At 43.4% G+C, this 18,790-nt stretch carries 21 protein-coding genes; 10 read left to right on the forward strand and 11 right to left on the reverse strand.

Going from position 1 to position 18,790, the window contains the following annotated elements:
• Nucleotides 1-2 precede the first annotated feature (2 nt).
• The 5 genes from glyQ to B3D47_RS03495 all read left to right on the forward strand — a co-directional run bounded on the left by glyQ (nucleotide 3) and on the right by B3D47_RS03495 (nucleotide 5,893).
• Entirely contained in the window at nucleotides 3-986 is a 984-nt protein-coding gene (gene glyQ, locus B3D47_RS03475; RefSeq protein ID WP_286859942.1) for a glycine--tRNA ligase subunit alpha, read from the forward strand.
• Entirely contained in the window at nucleotides 986-3,055 is a 2,070-nt protein-coding gene (gene glyS / locus B3D47_RS03480) for a glycine--tRNA ligase subunit beta (protein ID WP_286859944.1), read from the forward strand. The genes glyQ and glyS overlap by 1 nt, the downstream gene beginning before the upstream one ends.
• Nucleotides 3,056-4,198, forward strand: a complete 1,143-nt coding sequence (locus B3D47_RS03485; RefSeq protein WP_286859946.1) for a hypothetical protein — start codon at nucleotides 3,056-3,058, stop codon at nucleotides 4,196-4,198.
• Nucleotides 4,199-4,773: 575 nt separating this feature from the next.
• Complete coding sequence (locus B3D47_RS03490) at nucleotides 4,774-5,163, forward strand: hypothetical protein (protein WP_004813407.1); 390 nt, start codon at nucleotides 4,774-4,776, stop codon at nucleotides 5,161-5,163.
• A 223-nt stretch (nucleotides 5,164-5,386) separates the two neighbouring features.
• The gene (locus B3D47_RS03495) at nucleotides 5,387-5,893 is read left to right on the forward strand and encodes a hypothetical protein (protein ID WP_004890409.1); all 507 of its coding nucleotides are present in this window, start codon (nucleotides 5,387-5,389) and stop codon (nucleotides 5,891-5,893) included.
• Nucleotides 5,894-5,970: 77 nt separating this feature from the next.
• Here the strand turns inward: B3D47_RS03495 and B3D47_RS03500 are convergent, their stop codons facing one another.
• The 3 genes from B3D47_RS03500 to B3D47_RS03510 all read right to left on the reverse strand — a co-directional run bounded on the left by B3D47_RS03500 (nucleotide 5,971) and on the right by B3D47_RS03510 (nucleotide 8,610).
• Nucleotides 5,971-6,924, reverse strand: a complete 954-nt coding sequence (locus B3D47_RS03500) for a 2-hydroxyacid dehydrogenase (protein ID WP_286859964.1) — start codon at nucleotides 6,922-6,924, stop codon at nucleotides 5,971-5,973.
• A 95-nt stretch (nucleotides 6,925-7,019) separates the two neighbouring features.
• Nucleotides 7,020-7,217 carry a hypothetical protein gene (locus tag B3D47_RS03505; protein WP_004813413.1) on the reverse strand — a complete coding sequence of 66 codons (198 nt, stop codon included), beginning with the start codon at nucleotides 7,215-7,217 and terminating at the stop codon, nucleotides 7,020-7,022.
• Nucleotides 7,218-7,338: 121 nt separating this feature from the next.
• Nucleotides 7,339-8,610 carry a hypothetical protein gene (locus B3D47_RS03510; protein ID WP_286859949.1) on the reverse strand — a complete coding sequence of 424 codons (1,272 nt, stop codon included), beginning with the start codon at nucleotides 8,608-8,610 and terminating at the stop codon, nucleotides 7,339-7,341.
• Nucleotides 8,611-8,723: 113 nt separating this feature from the next.
• Here B3D47_RS03510 and B3D47_RS03515 point away from each other — a divergent pair, with 113 nt between their 5' ends.
• Together B3D47_RS03515 and B3D47_RS03520 are read left to right on the forward strand one after the other, a co-directional pair.
• Nucleotides 8,724-9,506 carry a class I SAM-dependent methyltransferase gene (locus B3D47_RS03515; protein WP_286859951.1) on the forward strand — a complete coding sequence of 261 codons (783 nt, stop codon included), beginning with the start codon at nucleotides 8,724-8,726 and terminating at the stop codon, nucleotides 9,504-9,506.
• 23 nt (nucleotides 9,507-9,529) lie between these two features.
• Complete coding sequence (locus B3D47_RS03520) at nucleotides 9,530-10,093, forward strand: hypothetical protein (RefSeq protein WP_248603262.1); 564 nt, start codon at nucleotides 9,530-9,532, stop codon at nucleotides 10,091-10,093.
• 17 nt (nucleotides 10,094-10,110) lie between these two features.
• Here B3D47_RS03520 and B3D47_RS03525 read toward each other — a convergent pair whose 3' ends face one another.
• From B3D47_RS03525 to B3D47_RS03535, 3 genes are all read right to left on the reverse strand, one after another.
• Nucleotides 10,111-10,521, reverse strand: a complete 411-nt coding sequence (locus B3D47_RS03525; protein WP_286859953.1) for a GFA family protein — start codon at nucleotides 10,519-10,521, stop codon at nucleotides 10,111-10,113.
• A gap of 82 nt (nucleotides 10,522-10,603) precedes the next feature.
• A complete protein-coding gene (locus B3D47_RS03530) occupies nucleotides 10,604-11,806 on the reverse strand; it encodes a TIGR03862 family flavoprotein (protein ID WP_286859955.1) in 1,203 nt (400 codons plus the stop codon).
• Between the two features lie 3 nt (nucleotides 11,807-11,809).
• Nucleotides 11,810-12,454 (reverse strand): SAM-dependent methyltransferase, encoded by a 645-nt coding sequence (locus tag B3D47_RS03535; RefSeq protein ID WP_286859965.1) that lies wholly within the window; start codon nucleotides 12,452-12,454, stop codon nucleotides 11,810-11,812.
• An 83-nt stretch (nucleotides 12,455-12,537) separates the two neighbouring features.
• Here B3D47_RS03535 and B3D47_RS03540 point away from each other — a divergent pair, with 83 nt between their 5' ends.
• Nucleotides 12,538-12,723 (forward strand): DNA gyrase inhibitor YacG, encoded by a 186-nt coding sequence (locus B3D47_RS03540; RefSeq protein ID WP_004890428.1) that lies wholly within the window; start codon nucleotides 12,538-12,540, stop codon nucleotides 12,721-12,723.
• 144 nt (nucleotides 12,724-12,867) lie between these two features.
• Nucleotides 12,868-13,047 (forward strand): hypothetical protein, encoded by a 180-nt coding sequence (locus B3D47_RS03545; RefSeq protein ID WP_004890431.1) that lies wholly within the window; start codon nucleotides 12,868-12,870, stop codon nucleotides 13,045-13,047.
• A gap of 514 nt (nucleotides 13,048-13,561) precedes the next feature.
• Here the strand turns inward: B3D47_RS03545 and B3D47_RS03550 are convergent.
• The 5 genes from B3D47_RS03550 to B3D47_RS03570 form a co-directional block, all read right to left on the reverse strand.
• Complete coding sequence (locus B3D47_RS03550) at nucleotides 13,562-14,206, reverse strand: MBL fold metallo-hydrolase (RefSeq protein WP_103800679.1); 645 nt, start codon at nucleotides 14,204-14,206, stop codon at nucleotides 13,562-13,564.
• Between the two features lie 21 nt (nucleotides 14,207-14,227).
• On the reverse strand, nucleotides 14,228-15,235 hold the full coding sequence (gene hemH / locus B3D47_RS03555; RefSeq protein ID WP_286859958.1) for a ferrochelatase: 1,008 nt from the start codon (nucleotides 15,233-15,235) through the stop codon (nucleotides 14,228-14,230).
• 67 nt (nucleotides 15,236-15,302) lie between these two features.
• A complete protein-coding gene (locus B3D47_RS03560; protein WP_004813438.1) occupies nucleotides 15,303-16,331 on the reverse strand; it encodes a DUF4062 domain-containing protein in 1,029 nt (342 codons plus the stop codon).
• 128 nt (nucleotides 16,332-16,459) lie between these two features.
• On the reverse strand, nucleotides 16,460-17,323 hold the full coding sequence (gene murI, locus B3D47_RS03565) for a glutamate racemase (protein WP_286859959.1): 864 nt from the start codon (nucleotides 17,321-17,323) through the stop codon (nucleotides 16,460-16,462).
• A 48-nt stretch (nucleotides 17,324-17,371) separates the two neighbouring features.
• Nucleotides 17,372-17,983: a DUF1285 domain-containing protein gene (locus B3D47_RS03570; RefSeq protein ID WP_286859960.1), complete on the reverse strand. Its 612-nt coding sequence runs from the start codon at nucleotides 17,981-17,983 to the stop codon at nucleotides 17,372-17,374.
• Nucleotides 17,984-18,168: 185 nt separating this feature from the next.
• On the opposite strand from B3D47_RS03570, the gene B3D47_RS03575 reads away from it, so the two are divergent.
• Nucleotides 18,169-18,790 (forward strand): NAD(P)/FAD-dependent oxidoreductase (locus tag B3D47_RS03575; RefSeq protein WP_286859962.1); only part of this gene is annotated, 622 nt, incomplete at its 3' end.

Genomic DNA, 18,790 nt, shown 5'->3' on the forward strand with positions numbered 1-18,790 from the left:
CCATGAGTCGCGCCATATCGCATATTGATACCTTCCAAGGCTTAATTCTTGCCTTACAAAACTACTGGGCGGAGCAAGGCTGCGTCGTTTTGCAACCTTACGACATGGAAATGGGTGCAGGGACATTCCACACTGCAACATTCCTTCGTGCGCTAGGTCCTGAAACCTGGAACGCGGCTTATGTTCAGCCATCACGCCGTCCGAAAGATGGCCGTTATGGTGAAAACCCGAACCGTTTGCAACACTACTACCAGTTCCAGGTGGTATTAAAGCCAAATCCGGACAATATCCAGCAGCTTTATCTGGATTCTTTAAAAGCCATCGGTATTGATCCTTTAGTTCACGACATCCGTTTTGTAGAAGACAACTGGGAATCGCCAACACTAGGCGCCTGGGGCTTAGGTTGGGAAGTTTGGCTGAACGGCATGGAAGTGACACAGTTCACCTACTTCCAACAAGTCGGTGGTGTTGAATGCTACCCTGTGACAGGCGAAATCACTTATGGTCTGGAACGTTTGGCGATGTACCTGCAAGGTGTAGACTCAGTTTACGATCTGGTTTGGACCAAAGGTCAGTTTGGTACTGTGACTTATGGCGATGTGTTCCATCAAAATGAAGTAGAACAATCGACTTATAACTTTGAATATGCACCAGTCGCTAAGATGTTTGAACTGTTCGACTTCTACGAAGCTGAAGCAACGCGTTTAATCGAAGCGAAACTGCCACTTCCTGCCTATGAGCAAGTGGTAAAAGCATCGCATAGCTTTAACCTGCTTGATGCACGTGGTGCAATTTCTGTGACTGAACGTCAGCGTTATATCTTACGTGTACGTACATTAGCACGTTCGATTGCAACCAGCTATGTAGCAGCACGTGCTGAACTTGGTTTCCCAATGGCAGAGCCTGAGCTTCGTGATGAAGTTTTAGCGCAGTTAAAAGCACAAGTTGAAGCGGAAGCAAAAGTTGAATCTAAGGAGAGCAAATAATGTCTAAACATACAGTATTGTTCGAATTAGGCTGTGAAGAACTTCCACCGAAAAGCCTGAAAAAATTACGTGATGCTTTGCAAGCTGAAACGGTTAAAGGCTTAAAAGATGCGGGTCTTGCTTTTGATTCAATCGAAGCTTATGCAGCACCACGTCGCCTTGCACTTAAAATTATCAATGTTGATGGCGCACAAGCAGACACTCAAAAACGTTTTGACGGTCCTGCAAAACAAGCGGCGTTTGATGCTGAAGGCAATCCAACCAAAGCTTTAGAAGGCTTTATGCGTGGTCAAGGCATCACTGTTGATCAAGTATCAACTTTCCAGGCCGGTAAAGTTGAAAAAGTATGCTACTTAAAAGACGTAAAAGGTCAAAGCCTTGATGTACTTTTACCACAAATTTTACAAAATGCTTTAGACAACCTACCAATCGCAAAACGTATGCGTTCAGCGGCAAGCCGTACTGAATTTGTACGTCCTGTAAAATGGGTAGTATTGCTTAAAGACAACGATGTGGTTGATGCAACCATTCAGGATCACAAAGCGGGTAACGTAACATTCGGTCACCGTTTCCATGCGCCTGAAGCGATTACTTTAACGCATGCTGACGAATACTTAGGCAAGCTAAAAGCAGCTTACGTTGTGGCTTCTTTTGAAGAGCGTCAAGCAATCATTGATAGTCAAGTAAAAGCGCTTGCTGATGAAGTAAATGCAATTGCGATTGTGCCAAGCGACCTTCGTGATGAAGTAACCGCACTGGTTGAATGGCCTGTTGCGCTTCGTGCCAGCTTCGAAGAACGCTTCCTAGCTGTTCCTCAAGAAGCATTGATCACCACGATGCAGGACAACCAAAAGTACTTCTGCTTAGTGAATAGCGATAACAAACTGCAACCATACTTCATTACTGTGTCAAACATTGAGTCGAAAGACCCGACACAAATTATTGAAGGTAACGAGAAAGTGGTTCGTCCACGTTTGTCGGATGCTGAATTCTTCTTTTTACAAGACCAAAAACAACCGCTTGCTTCTCGTAAAGAGAAACTTGCGAATATGGTCTTCCAAGCAGAACTCGGTACGCTTTGGAACAAGTCTGAACGTATTGCAAAACTCGCTGTTGCTTTAGCGCCAATTACAGGTGCAAAAGCGGAAGATGCTGAAAAAGCAGCCCTTCTTGCTAAATGCGATTTAACCTCTGAGCTTGTGGGTGAATTCCCAGAACTTCAAGGCATCGCGGGTACTTACTACGCACGTCTTGAAGGCGAAAATGACGAAGTTGCTGAGTCTTTAGGTGAGCAGTATTTACCTAAATTCGCAGGTGACGTTTTACCGAAAACTAAGACAGGTACAACGATTGCACTTGCAGACCGTTTAGATACTTTGACTGGTATTTTCGGTATTGGTCAAGCGCCTACAGGTTCTAAAGACCCGTTTGCACTACGTCGTTCTGCGATTGGTATCTTACGTCTCGTGACTGAAAATGAGCTTGATGTGTCGATTGAAGACCTCATCAAACTTGCTCTTGCTGCTTATGGCGATGTATTGAAAGATCATGATAAGACGCTAAATGATGCTGTTGCATTCCTTGAAGGTCGTTACCGTGCGAAATACGAAGACCAAGGCGTTGCTGTTGATGTAATTCAAGCCGTTCAAGCGTTGTCTCCAAAATCTCCTCTTGATTTTGACAAGCGTGTAAATGCAGTCAATCACTTCCGTGCCTTGCCTGAAGCTGCTGCTCTTGCTGCTGCGAATAAGCGTGTTGCCAACATTCTTGCAAAAGAAGCTGCACCTGAAGGCTCAGTGGTTGAAGCAAACTTGGTTGAAGATGCTGAAAAAGCATTGTTCGCTGAACTTGCGAAAATCACGCCTGTGGTTGAGCCGTTATTTGCTGCCAAAGACTACACTGCTGCATTGTCTGCACTTGCTGCACTTCGTGCACCAGTCGATGCGTTCTTTGATGGTGTCATGGTGATGGCGGATGATGCCGACCTGAAAGCAAACCGTTTACGTATGCTTGCACAATTGCGTGACTTATTCACGAAAGTTGCTGATATTTCGGTATTACAGCACTAATTGTTACAGATTGAAATTGATCAAAAAACCCGCTATCTTGATAGCGGGTTTTTTTATTATGCGATTCTAATGACAAATAAAATAGATGCACAAATAACACTATACAAAATCAATAAATGTGGCTTATACCCTCGTGGTAATAAAACTGACAATCCTACGTTCGGCGACTTAGAATCCTTTTTAGATGATTTGATTTCTTGGACGACTTTAGATGATAAACCATTAAAAGAAACTTGTACTTTCTCACCAATAAATGAAAAAGAAGTAAAAAGAACATTTTATTATGATATAAAAAAATCTAGTTTAAATAATTTTTTGCTTATTACATGGAATGAAACAGCCTCTATAAATAGTACTTTTCCCACAATCTCAGGTTCGTCTAAAGTTGGTGAAGCTGACATTAATTTTACTAATTTAGACCCTGATGATATTCCTGGATACCCTTCTTATTTTTATATCATGCCTAAAGAAAATAGAATGGCTTCTATATCTTTTGAGCACTCTCTAAATGGAAAAAGCAATTTGGAAAAATATCTAAAAGAATTTTTTTCCAAGTTAAGTCATTACGTCATAAGTGAATATCAGACTAACTTAGATGGCGAGGATGAGCATGTTATTGGTGGATGGTCTGATGGCATCAGTACTCATTATGATCTGATTGGATATTTTGAAACTCGATTAATACGAAACAAAGGAAAAATCGAACATCTAAAACAAAATTGGCATAAAATTTTCAAGATGCATCAGCATAATAAAATTAGTACTAAAGACTTCATCAAATTAGATTTAATATCTAAATTTACAAAGAAATTCATAAATACTCAAATTCCTGATTTTCATGAACATAAAGTAAAATTTTCTTTCGAAACTTATTATAAACCAAAAACTAAAGATGAATTAATTGAAATTATTGAAGAATGGAATAACTCTACTGATATCAGTAGTAAATGGGAAGACTTAGGATTTTCTCTAGAGAAAGATACAGGAACTATCCATTGGCTAAATAAAAGTATTGCAACAAATGAGTTTGAAATCCCTCTTCTAAAAAATCATAAAAATATTATTGAAAGCAATAGCTTAATTAATTGGTTAGATACAAATAAAAGTGGAATTTTAAAACTCGAGTATAACAGTGATAATTAAAATTATAATAATTGCGTTTACATTAATCGCATTCTTTCAAATTGGGAGCTTTATCCCATTTGCTGATCAAAAAGAAATCTTGGAAAATCTATCTACCTCGTCATCAATTATCTTTGCAATTTTAGGAATTTGGTTAGCAATTTTATATCCCGATAATTTTACAAATATTGTAAAAAGAGAAAATAATCAATTAAAAACTGATGTTATTTTCCAAAAATTAACATTAAGTTTAGTGCTTACAACTTTAATTTTAATATCCATAATATTCTCTAGCATCTTAATGTATATATTTAAAAATATGTCTTTTCTAATAGGCTATCGAAATATATTCAGAAGTATATTTTTTACGTATCTTTGCTTAATCAGTCTAGTTCAAGCATATGCTATTTTAACCACACTAACCCCAAGTAATTATTTTTATTATTTTTCTAACAATAGGAAGAAGCAATCTGAATTTGCTAAGAGAAATGGACCTGTAAAAAAAAACTGATTTTTATTGAAATAAGAAATTAAGTTTTCATTTTATAGTCAATTCCCTATACTCAACCTAACAACACTCAACAAGAAAGAATCATATGAAATTTAAAGCTCTTATTTTGACTGGTCTTGCGGGTATTGCTCTTTCAGCGTGTACATCTCAACCGACTGTTCCTCAACTCCAACTGGGCGTATTACAGGAAGTACAGAATCTTGAGGTTTATCCTGAAACGACGAACAACAGCGCAAAACTGACCAAATTCATGGACAAATGCGTGATCGAATTTAGAGGTCAGCTTGAAAGCAGCCGCGTAATTGAACAATGGTCATTTAAAGGTTTGACTCTGATTGATGCTGGTTCAGCAACTTTCCAGCGCGACAACACCAGCACTGCACAGAAATTTGACCTGCACAGCGAAACCGCTCAAAAGAACTTCCTGGCACTACGTAATCACTTTGCCAAAGAAGCAATCGAACAGTGTAACTAAGCACCCCGCCCTGTATTTACATCAAATATGGGGCAACTTTTCTTTCAAATAGTCTTCCTATCAAATTTATTCTCTACCTATTCTTGAGATCAGCCAGCTTTACTTCCTTCTTTCTCGGATCATTTAAGTGAATCGCACAGAATATTCATTGTTTTTACATTACCTTCCATTACACTGAAAACAGAATTAAAACCGTTATCCCAATCTGCGAGGTCGATCCCTTATGACCCTGAAAAAAACGACGATGAAAAAAACCAAGATCCTCAGCACTGCATTATTGATGTGTACGCCTCTTTTTATCCAGACTGTTCAAGCCAGTGAAACGCAGCAAGATGCAAAACCGATTGTCCCTTATGGTGATAATCCAAACCTGCTGCATGTATTTGCTTATAAAACCCAACAAGGTGTAATCAATACCGCTGAAAAAGTTGGTGCAGCAGCAGAAAAAGGCATTGCCAAAATCAAGCCGGGTGTGGATCGTGCCTGGGACAATACCAAATCCACCGCAGCCACCACCATTGAAAAAGTAGACCAAGGCGCAACACAAGTGGCTCAGCAAACCGGTCAGAAAATCCAGCAGACTAAAGATGTCTGGCGCGGTAATCCGCAACAGCAAGTCCCGATTGAGCAGCAGCCTTTAAGCCAATCTTCAACAGCAACGCAAAGTGTCACACCGCAGTCACCATCCAGTTCAGGTGGTGCAACCAGTTATGCAGTGGATGATCTCTAAAAAATAGGATATTAAAAAAAGCCCTTTATGGGCTTTTTTAATCTGAAGAGAATAATATCTGGATTAACTAAATCAGATCAGTTCACCTGTCGAATCGGCTGGCCCGCCTGAAAGGCTTTAACATTTTCTACCATCTGATCCACGATGCGTTGGCGAGCATCGACACTGCCCCAAGCATTGTGCGGTGTAACGATCAAATTCGGAATGCCTGGATCGAGCAGAATATTGCCTTCTTTCGGCGGCTCTATCGTCAGTACATCGGTGGCAGCACCTGCGATTTTGCCTGCACGTAATGCCTGTGTCAGAGCCGCTTCATCAACAATACCGCCACGCGCACAGTTAATCAGGAAGGCACTGGATTTCATGGCTTCCAGCTCGGCATGGCTGATCAGGTTACGGGTATCTTCAGTCAGCGGGCAATGCAAACTCAGGAAATCAACCTGTGGCAATAACTCCGCGAATGGTACACGTGAGGCATCCCCCGGACGGTTGGGTAATGATCCGATCATCACATTCATACCAAACGCTTCTGCCAATTTGGCGACAGCTTTACCCAGTTCGCCATAACCCACAATGCCGAGAGTCTTACCAGACAGTTCTACAATCGGTGCATCCAGCAAACAGAATTGCGTCGCCTTTTGCCATTCGCCTTGTTGTAATTTTTGCTGATAAGGCAGGAAAGACGTCGCCAGATTCAGCATTAACATGAGAGTATGTTGGGCGACAGCGGAAGTGCCATAGGCTTGGCAGTTACACACGACAATATTGCGTGCTTTGGCTGCGGCCAAGTCAACATTATTGGTACCAGTCGCAGAGATTAAAATCAGTTTCAGTTGAGGGCATTGCTGAATGGTTTCGGCATTTACCATGACTTTATTGGTGATGATGACATCGACATCTTGCACGCGTGGCAAAAGTTCAGCCACAGAAGTAGCAGGATATAAGGTTAACTCGTCAAATACGCCATGCAGCGCCTGAAAGTCGAGATCCTGTTGATCTAGAGAAGCATAATCCAAATATACGGCTTTCACGGCCTGACCCTCAATCCTGTTAGACAATTTATCCTGCCATTTAAAACAAGTCATACAGGGTTTTCAACCGTTTTTTAGACTTTATCCTGCTTTGTTTAATCGAGTGGTTTATCCAGATGGTTACGCACAGAATGACGAATTTTGTAAACAATATAAACGGTCAGAATCATCAAAAATACGATAGTTGCACTCAGGAAAATAATGGTCGGGTGTACGCTATCTTTGGCGAATGCCAGATTGGGCAGGCCCAAAGTTAGCATTAAAAATATGGTGGCGAACTGTGTAGATTGCATAAGATGTACCCCCTTCTCACGAAAACGATCGCGTGCGGTGATGAAAAATCCATACCGCATAACTACATCTTATGCCAGCAAAACAATAAGTCAAGCCATTGTTTTTAAGTGATATTTCAAGTTAATTTGCTTCACTGCGTGTCACAAAGTGCGTATTTTTGTCACTGTCATCAACAAACGCCGCTGCACCGTATTCATCAGTTTTGAGACTTAATTCCTTATAACCGAACATATAGAAATCTGTATAACGTTTCATCAGAATTGGGTGCATTCCGACCGAAAGCGGTTCCTGTTCCTTGACCAGCTTCATCATATGACGGTCATTCATGACGACGAGATAACGTTCGTCATTCAAGCTGATGGTCAACAGGCCATTGCCGCGCGCATAAATCGGAATCAGGAATTTATGGTTCAGCGCAATCGCCTGATCGGCATAGCTTTCAATCTTGTTACTGATGACATTGAACACCAGACCATGCCCATAGATATCCAGCAGGATCTGACGGTTTTCCTGTGGCAGATTGACCTGAATGCCGAGTTTCATCAGATCATGCTGATCCACCTGTTTATTGCTGAGTAACTCGCGCAAAATGGTCTGCTTCTGATTGGCATCAAAAAACTGTGAATCGAGTTGCAGGTCATTATTTTTCAGGATACGGCCCAAAGCCATCCGATGCCGTGGCAACAGGTTTTCAATCACCTTACGGTAATAAAACTTGCTGTTCTTTTTGACCCGGCGCATCTTCTGATAAAAATAGCTGGCATCAAATTCATGCAGCAGGAAATCATTCACCAGTTCGGAGCTTGCCAACACGGCAATCGCATCGTGATTGGTAAAGGCCAGATGCAATACGTGATGTAGCGGCAGGACTTCTCTGAGCTTATGATAATGCGCACGGTCCTGGGCATAGTGCGGATCATAAATAATAATGTATTCACGATCCTCACTGACATCTGCCTTAGTAATGCGCATCTCGCCATTCAGTTCCGGCTGATAGAACATGTTATAACGGGCATCTTTCACATCTTCCGGATCAATTGAGTATTGCGGCACCATGGCTACGGCGCGCTGTACATCCAGAGCATTAGAATATTTAATTGCCGCATAACCGCCCATTGAACCGCCATAGGCAATACGCTGCTCAAATGGTGCAATTAGTTCAGCAATCGCGTCCAGCATGGCTTGCATAGACGCTTGTGGAAACCAGGATTTATCCTTGGGCATAATCCCGAGCACATTGAATTCAAACTTTTGCAGCGACTTCTCTGCATTGATGGTGGTTCCCTTGGCACGGGTAATCAGATCCCCAAAGGAGAAGATCAGTTCTGAAGATGAACCCGGCATAAAGATTGCGCGAATGTGCTCATCTTCAAAGACGATTTGTTTTTCCATAACTTTCCCATGCCTGTAAAACGAACGCTTCCATTACAAATTCAATGGCGCAAAACGATGCAAAAATGAATATGCTATTTTATAGCGAAGACCAAGATTAAAAAGCGCAAAATATGACACAATCATTACATCCTGCTGCACAACAAGCTTTTAGTAGCGCTGCTGAGCGCTATCAGCAGGTGCGCCCAAGTTATCCTGAAGCATTAGTACCTTGGTTGCAACAGCAGCTTGGCTTACCCCGTCATGCCCAATTACTTGATTTGGGTAGCGGTACCGGTAAATTCCTGCCCCTACTGAAATTACTCAGTTCGCATATTCTGGCGGTTGATCCTGTCGCAGAGATGTTAACGCAACTCAAGCAGGTTCATCCAGATATTCCGACCTTGCAGGCGATGAGTGACGCCCTGCCTCTAGAAAATGCCTCGATGGATGCTGTATTTTGCGCACAGTCTTTTCACTGGTTCGCCAATTTCGACAGCCTTAAGGAAATTCATCGGACTCTGAAAGATCAGGGCTATCTGGTCCTGATCTGGAACCAGCGTGATATTAATGTCGACTGGGTCAAAGCTCTGGCAGACTTTATTCTCCCCATGGAAGGCGATACGCCACGCTACCATAGTGGTCAATGGCGCGATGTATTTCAGGATCAGCAGCTGTTTCATCCGGTAGCAGAAACGACTTTGCAGCAGTTCCATTCTGGAACTGTGGAACAGGTGGTGTCCAAACGTTTGCTCTCGACCAGCTTTATCGCCGCCCAGTCTGATGATGCACAGCAGCAACTCAAATCTCAGTTTGAACAGATCATACGAGAATATACTGGCAAGCAGCCTGATGAACAGATTGACTTCCCCTATATTACCCATGTCTATATCTTTCAAAAAATTCCAACGCCTTGATAAAACTTTAACAGGACAAAACAATGCCAAATATTCAGAACTTCAGCCGCATCACCTTGCTTGCCTCTAGCCTGTTGCTGGTGGCGTGTAATCAGAAAGATGCGCCGAAACAGGAAGCGACTCAGCAAAATGAAGCAGCTGAAGAAGTGATGAAGGAGCTGAAAACACAACCGGTGAAAGATTTTCCGCAAACAGCGGATGATCAACATGATATTGCCGTACTGGATGACTTTGAGCAGCGCCTGCAATCCTTAAATGAGGATATTGAAGCTGAAACTGAGCGTATGCGTAAGGAAGGTAATCTGACTGAAGAATTTATGCAGCAACGCCAGCGCGACCATATCCAGTCTGCACTGACTTTATTAAAAAGTCTGGAACTAAAAACTGAACAGGGTCGTTATATTCAGGGGCTAATTTATCAATATTGGGAACAGCAGCAAAAACTGCTGGGCACAACCTCTTCAGATAAAGCGATCCAGCATGATGCCAAGGAAAATGTAAAAGGTTTGGGACAGTATCTGCATGCTCAGGAACAGCTGGAACACTGGCGTAACCAGTATGCAGAAACTCAAGCTAAAGCCCAGTAAGACTGATCTGCTTTCTGTTAAGGACGTTCATGATATTGCGCTAAGGTATCGTGAAGGTCCTCCCATTCAGCTTTAGAACCGACATAGAAATGACAAGTCGGTTTCTGCTCAATCGGTGTATCCAGACTGCCAATACGCAGACGATAAACATCCGGCAGATCTGCTTTCACGCTATAAATCGGAGAACCACATTCGCTACAGAAATTTCGACTCACGCCGGTCGTGGTAGTGAATGATTTCAGCAGTTGCTGTCCTTGGAGCAGACGAAAATCTGCTTGGGCAATCGGACTATTGGTAGCAAAGGCAGTACCGGTAGCTTTACGGCAACGGCGGCAGTGACATTGAATAATATCACTCAGCGGTCCACGAACTTCATACTGGATTCCACCGCAGAGACAACTACCGGCATAATGATCTTGAGTCGACATATCAGCAACCATCCTTGTGAATAATTTTCGCCCAATATAGCCTAAAAAATTACTGACTGTGAATGTCTAAAATATCCTCGCTTCAAGCAGAACCAGACAGGTAAGCCGCGACACCTTCACCTGCTGCACGACCGGTTGCCATACAGGCAGTCAACAGATAACCACCGGTGGGCGCATCCCAGTCCAGCATTTCTCCACATAGGAATACATAGGGATTGGATTTAAGTTGCAAATGTTCCGTCAGCACATCACGTTTTACACCACCTGCGCAGCTAATCGCCTCTTCAATTGGACGGAATCCCTGAAGAGGAACCATCAACTGTTTAATTTGCTGTGCCAGATGTTCAGCATCCTGCCAGATATTTTTAGGCACCAGCTCTCGCACCAGTGCAGCTTTAGCGCCTTCCAGTCCTGCCTTGCGCCAGACATTGCTTAAAGACTGCTTCTTGCTGGATTGCAGTTTATGCGCCAGTTGTGCTGCGTTTTGATCGGGAAACAGGTCCAGATACAGTTGCATGGGCTGCCCACGTTTGACCTGTTCACGCAAACCACGCCCCTGTTTATAGATCAAGCCACTTTCAAGACCATAATGACTGATGACGATATCACCCATAGTCTTGTCACTGCCTTCCACCCAAGCTGCAACCCGTTTCAGTGGCTGACCAAAGATGGGCTGTATAAACCTAGACCATGGATACTCCACTCCGACATTACTGGCCTGAAAAGGCTCAATTTCTTCTGTCTTTAGCCATGCTTGCCATTGACCATCACTGCCAAGCTTTGACCAGGATACCGCGCCACAGGCGAGGATAATCGCATCAAAGAGTTCTGTTCGTAGCTCATCAGTTTTCAGATCCAATAGTTCCAATTGATTCTGTTTTAACTGGGTCACCTGATGGCGGTAATGAAACTGTACCCCCTGCTCGGCCAGACGTTTTAACCAGGCACGTAACAGCGGAGCGGCCTTCATTTCGGTTGGAAACACCCGTCCAGAAGAACCAATATAGGGTTCAATGCCCAAACCTTGCATCCACTCTTGGATCCAGGCAGCATCCCAACGTTTTACCCACGGCGCCAGCCATTCAGCCTGATCATAACGCTGGATAAACTGTTCTACCGGTTCAGCATGCGAGATATTCAGGCCGGTCTTGCCTGCCATCAGAAATTTGCGCGCAGCTGAAGGCTTCTGCTCATAGACATGTACGTCATAATGCTGCTGGCTCAGCACTTCTGCTGCCATCAGCCCTGCCGGGCCAGCACCAACAATCGCAATGTATTTATTCATGGCTTATTCCACAGGCGCAACATTTTGCCCCTGCAGAGGCTGGAAATCATCAAAGCGGGTGGTATAACCCTCAGGTTTCGTAATAATTAGCTGCTGACACAGTTCACCACGTTCCAGATACTTGATCTCAAAATGGGTACGGGCCGAATCGGATGCAATGATCTGCTTATCATAAGGCAGCTTCCATAGCTCTTTCATCTGCTGTTCAGCTTCATCAATATATTCCGGAATATTACTTGCCAACGTAATCGAACCACCTGTTTTCAGCCGTGATAGCAAAAATTCAAAGAACGGCATATTGGCCCAACGCTGTGCCGGGTTATGTGGTTCCGGGTTTGGATACAGAATAAAGAACTGCTCTACCTGGCCAGGATACAGTGCATGTACCACCCATGGCAGGGCATCAGCATGTACGGTTTTTAAATTTGGCTGGCCTTCCAATTCATGCTGCTTTTGCATGGCCAGAAATTTTTCACGGGTCCGTTCAATTGCAATCAGTTTGTGCTCTGGATGTGTCCGGGTAAATAACAAGGCATGCTTGCCCTTGCCTGCACCAATTTCGACACAAATCGGTTCAGGGCTGATGCTTTGAAAATCACGAGGGGCATGCATACGCTGCGCTTGAAATTGACGAATTGGCATAATCAGATCAAACTAATGAAAACCGCATAAGTCTAACAAGTGCGGCTATGTTTGCCTAATTGAATCCAATTTTTTGTGGAGTATTGTCCATGCCAACGACCCTGAAATGCCCACGTTGTGGTGCACTGACTACGTGGGAAGGCAATGCGTTTCGTCCCTTTTGTTCCGAACGCTGCAAGATGATTGATTTGGGTGCCTGGGCCAATGAAGACTATAAGCTGCCGACTCAAGATGCTCCGCAAGCTGATGGAGGCCGTGAAGAAGACCAGTTTTAAATGAGACTGACCAGAGGAAAGGAATTCGGATTGAATTCCTTTTTCATTTGGTGCTAGACTAGCCTAAAAACACTATATTCTTGATTAATAAAATAAAATTTAAATAACTATTCCAATAAAATAACAAAAAAAGAGGACATGCCGATGTTTATCCTCCTGCTTAAAATTTTTATGCTGTTCTTGCTCTTGCTATGCTGCGCCAGTATTGGCCTTGGACTCTGGAAACAGGACTATATCTTTATCTTGATTGGTATCCTGCTGGTTCTGGCCATCGTGATATTAAGACTGCAAATCCAGCAACTGCAACATGATCCTTTCGCTTGAAGTAAAAACCAAAATATTTGCACAGTCTGTTAGAAACTCTAGCTAAATGAAGAATTATTTATAAGTTTTATTAAACTAAGGTCAGTATTTATCTTGAATTTATTTTTGGTCAAATGTTAAACTACGTAGACATTCTATATAGTTGATAATAAAATATTTTTTACTTTAAACACGTAAGAAAACATAAAAAATTATAAAGAATGTCAATGACTTATATTTTTGGGGATTTATAAATGTTAGTAATTATACTCAAGACTGTCATGTTCTTGTTTGTTCTACTATGCTGTCTCAGTATTGGCACGGGTATCATGCGCCATGATTATTTTTTTATTAGCATTGGTATACTCATTGCACTGGCTTTTTGGATTATTAGACTTCAGGTACATAAACTACAAAATGACCCTTTCGCTTAATATGTAATCTGTATAACCCATTAACCCACTCAAATAAAAAAGGAATCTAGAATCGATTCCTTTTTCATTTTTTAGATAGCTACTACGTGTACATTAAGCGCTTAACCTGCTTTACCTGCGACAAAAGGATTATGCTGCTTTTCAAAACCAATCGTGCTCATTGGACCATGCCCTGAGATAAACTGAGTTTCCTCAGGCAGGCTAAAGCATTCACGTTGAATTGAATCAAGTAATTGCTGATGATTGCCACGTGGGAAGTCAGTACGACCAATCGAACCCTTAAACAGCACATCCCCCGTCCACAGCAAACCATGATTGCGGTTATAAAACATGACATGACCTGGAGTATGACCCGGTGCAAAACGGACTTCAAACTCTTCGTCCCCCAGTTTCAGTATTTCACCGCCCTCCAGCCATTCAGTCACTTCTACCTTTTCCGGAATCGGGAAGCCATAACGAGCAGATACTTCCTGAATCATCTCCAGCCAGAACGCATCATCCTTATGTGGACCAATCACCGGCACATTCCAGGCTTTTTTCAAAGCACCCACCGCTCCAGCATGGTCTAAATGACCATGGGTCAGCCATAATGCTTTGACCGTCAGACCAAGCGCTTCGACTTCTGCTCTCAGTTTTTCCGGCTCACCTCCGGCATCAATCAAAACTGCTTCTTTGCTGTCTGTATCCCATAAAATGGAACAGTTTTGCTGAAAGGCAGTTACAGGAACAATTTTGACTTGGAGCATAGGCTTTAAAACCTCAAAAAATTAGTGAGCGAGAGTATGAGTCAATGCATCAAGATTAGCCTGTAGCAATGAATTGAGCAATTGCAAATGATCTTCGCGGCTATTCAATGCCGGAATATAGCTATAGCGTTCACCACCATTAGCCTTGAAGGTATCCGCATTTTCCATTGCCAGTTCTTCTAAGGTTTCCAGGCAATCTGCCGAGAAAGCCGGGCTCATGACCTGAATCGATTTCACACCCTGCTTGCCCCACTCTTCAATCAAGGCATCGGTATAAGGCTTAACCCATTCCTGCTTGCCAAAACGTGACTGGAAGCTAATCGCATACTGATCTTCAGATAACCCTAAAGCTTTAGCTACCAGTTTCCCGGTGATACGGCAACGGTCAGCATAGGGATCGCCTTTATCGGCATAAGGCTGTGGAATGCCATGAAACGACATCAACAGCTTTTCTGGCTTGCCATGAATCGCCTGATAGTCACGCACACTCTGTGCCAATGCCTGAATAAACAGTGGATGCTGATAATAATCACGAATCAGTGATAAACCCGGAAGATTACGCTGAGTCAGTACCCATCTCGCGACTGCATCGTACAGCGGCGCAGTAGAAGTGGCTGAATACTGCGGGAACAAGGGCAACAGGATCACGTGATCCTGAGGTTGTGCGCTGATCTGGCTAAGAACAGTCTGAATGTTCGGATTGCCATAGGTCATGGCGGGCACCACATTCAGCTCGAATTGCGGATAACGCTGAGTCAGTTCTGCTCTGACTGCTTCAACCTGTTGCAGCAGGATTTCACGCATGGGTGAATCTTTAGCCCATACTTGTGCATAAGCCTGCGCAACCCTTTTAGGACGGAAAGGTAAAATAAACAGGCGCAAAATGATCTGCCAGAGCGGTTTGGGGATTTCAATGACACGCTGATCGGACAGGAACTGCTGCAGAAAAGTTCGTACTGCGGGAACGGTAGGAGCATCAGGAGTACCGAGATTTGCCAGGATAATGGTGACTTTCGGTTTAGCAAGCATTCAGATCATCCGTCTTGAGGGGTCAACCCCTGTACTTTAACAGTTTTCAATAAATTTATAATATGGATTAATATACTGACTTATATTGAAAAACCCGATCTTTATCCAGTAAATTACTTTCTATCAGTTTCTGGGCTTTAGCCGTGATCTGCCATAGTAAACGCTGACGGTCATCACGGCCAGTCGGTACAATCCAGTCATTTTGTCGCATCTGCATTTTCAGGCTATGCAAGGCACGAATGTTCATCTGTGCACGTGCCACGGCATGAGCACGTGGCATTTCTATACGTGCATCTTCCAGACCAGTTTCATTTAAATATTCATTCAGGCGCTTAGAGAAGAATTCTTCTGGCGTTGGATTGACAAAGGTAGATCCAAGAATTGCCAGAAGCTCAGCCCAGGTCAGTTTTTTCTGAATTTTGAGCTCTTTAAAGTTACCATCCTGATAGGCATGCATGCGATATTCAAAAGAAAAAATTTCATGCATGGACACTTTAGGCAAGCTCAGAAATGGATCAGGCTCACGCTTGCCTGCTTCGGCTTCCATTTGGGCAATACGCGCCTTGAGCTGATCAATTTCATCATGCAGGGCTTGGGCATTTTGAGGACGCACCCAGCCAGTTACCGGATAGCGTTCTAGCATCTGGGGCATGTTCAGGCGAACTGCCATTTCCAGATCACGCAGGCTACGATAGGTAAAGACCTGATCGACTTCATTTTGTAGCAGTTTTCGGAAGTCATTAAATTTTTCACGCAATTCCGCTTTGGCATCATGCAGGGACGGCTCACGAGAGGCAGGGTCATCATGCATAAATACAATAATTGGTTTCTGCTTGGTTACTGCATAGATATATTCAAGGTGCATATAGCCAACGCCAGAAACGGACTGTTCACCGTACTGGCTTCCCAGCAGGATTACCACATAGTCACAGTCATCAATCTGACGGCGAGCAAAGGCAGTACTGAGTGGATTACGCTGTTCCAGCCCCCAGGAGAAGAAGCCCATACCCACCAGTGTTTGCGACAAGATGATACGCTCTGGCTGCATTTCCGAACCAGATGTGGATATAAAAACCTGATAACGTTTATCCAGCATTCCAAACCCTCTCCAACTACCGCGAATATGCACAGTTCACCTCGATTTCCATGAGCTGTTGCATATGCGTGCCCCACTTAAAAATATCAAATTTTAAAATAATGTAATTCACTGACTTAAAACTCAGCTTATATATTACTTACAGACCATTGAATATCGTCCGGAATCAGGTGCTGTATAATCGGTTGAACTTGTTCAGCATTTTGACCACTGACAAAAATTTCGATTCTTACACTTTCTTTACGCTCGCCTTCAAATAATAACTCATTTTTGATCAAAATACGGGCGGTTTGTCTTGCAACTGCCAATCCAGAGTCAATCAATGTCATTTTATGACCAAAAATATACTGAATTGACGATTTTAGGAAGGGGTAATGTGTACATCCAAGTACTAAATAGTCTGCACCCTGATCTACAACTGGTTGTAAAATCTTGGTTAATGTCGCTAGACACGCGGGACTCATCTGCTCGCCAGCCTCGACAAAAGGCACCAGATCCAGACAGGTGACTGGAATCACATTTACCCCTGCGGGCTCGGCAAAACGGGTCATGACATCTTTGATCAGCTGACCGCGAAAAGTTGCTGGTGTGGCAAGCACGGCCACAGTTTTGGATTGGGTCGCCAAAACTGCTGGCTTTAAAGCCGGTACCAGACCGATAATTGGAAAACGCTCGCCATAATGCGTACGCAAATAATCCAGACTAAAAGCTGAAGCAGTATTACATGCCACGACAGCAGCCTTGCAGCCCTTGCGATATAACCATTCAATTGCCTGCGCGGTGAGCTCACGAATGTCCTGATCCTCACGTGGACCATAAGGCACATTGGCAGTATCGGCATAATAGACGAAACGTTCATTCGGTAAATGGCGTGCAATTTCTAGTGCAACAGAGAGGCCTCCGATTCCTGAATCAAAAATCCCAATGGGTGCATCTGCAGTAACATCAATAATGGGATCGAGTGTGGACGAAATCGGATAAATGGCGCTCATACAGGGGCTGTTTGCTCAAATGGACAGACATGGCACAAAGCTTAAACCTCAGGTGCCTAAATGCAAGTCTAAATCACCACTTTTCAAGTTTAATACCGTGTCGCCTTCAGAATTTTCGATAAGCTCACCCATTTCTACCAGATGTAAAAAGGCAGCTCGCTGAATCAATGCATTAATACCAAAACGCACATGCACATAAGGGCGCTGTTCATCACCAAAAGTACGCATGAAAATTGGATGTTCTTTATCTACGATGATTACATCCTGCGTCGTTGTCGTCAGCTGAATATAGCTTTTTCCATCAATTTCTACCTGATCAGCCTGCCCTACAAATAAGGGCTCATCTTCGACTTCAATTTCGATCTGCTCAACCGGGGTTTTGAGATAGAATTTGCCATCTTCCTTCCATAGCACTGTTGAGAACAGGTCAATCATGGCTTGGCGTTTAATCAATTGACCTTCGTGCCACCATTCTCCATTGGCTAAAACCCTCAAATCCATTGTGCCACAATGCTTTGGCTGCCACTGATCTAAAGGGGGTATTGACCTTTTGTGACTGTCCTGTGCATCTTTTATGTATTGTGCAATATTTGTTAAATTTTTATCATCACTCATGGCTGTTTTTTTCGTCGGATGATTCGTTTCTGCTGACTTATCCATAGTAGAAGACCTTAATGACGGAAAAATAATATGTTTCAGCCAATTGGCTTAAACTGGGTTTAAAACTATACTAGCCCACAAGATGAAAGACACTAATCTTTTTGTGTCCAGGAATTATAAATACTCATGGCAGCACCCGATCATCCGATTATGGTTGCCACCGAATGTAATATGAGGAGTCCCACATGGAGCACATCGAACGTGAATCGATGGAGTTTGACGTAGTCATCGTAGGCGCAGGCCCTGCGGGTCTTTCTGCTGCGATCAAAATCCGTCAGCTTGCAATTGAAAACAACCTGAATGATCTGTCCGTTTGTGTCGTGGAAAAAGGCTCCGAAGTCGGTGCTCATATTCTTTCTGGTGCTGTACTTGAACCACGTGCCATGAACGAGCTGTTCCCGAACTGGAAAGAACAAGGCGCACCTTTAAATGTACCAGTGACTGAAGACAAAACCTTCTTCCTGCTCTCTGATGAAAAATCACAAGAAGCTCCGCACTGGATGGTGCCAAAAACCATGCATAACGATGGCAACTATGTCATCTCACTGGGCAATGTGGTGCGCTGGTTAGGCCAAAAAGCAGAAGAACTGGAAGTCTCGATCTTCCCGGGCTTTGCTGCCTCTGAAATCCTTTACCATGAAGATGGTTCAGTCAAAGGTATCCAGACGGGTGACATGGGCATTGGTAAAGATGGCGAACCAACGCATAACTTCACTCCAGGTTACGAGCTGCACGCGAAATACACCATGCTTGCTGAAGGCTGCCGTGGTCACTTAGGTACACGCCTGATCCAGAAATTCAACCTGG

The organism is Acinetobacter sp. UBA3461 (assembly GCF_002381195.1).
Taxonomy (GTDB): domain Bacteria; phylum Pseudomonadota; class Gammaproteobacteria; order Pseudomonadales; family Moraxellaceae; genus Acinetobacter; species Acinetobacter schindleri.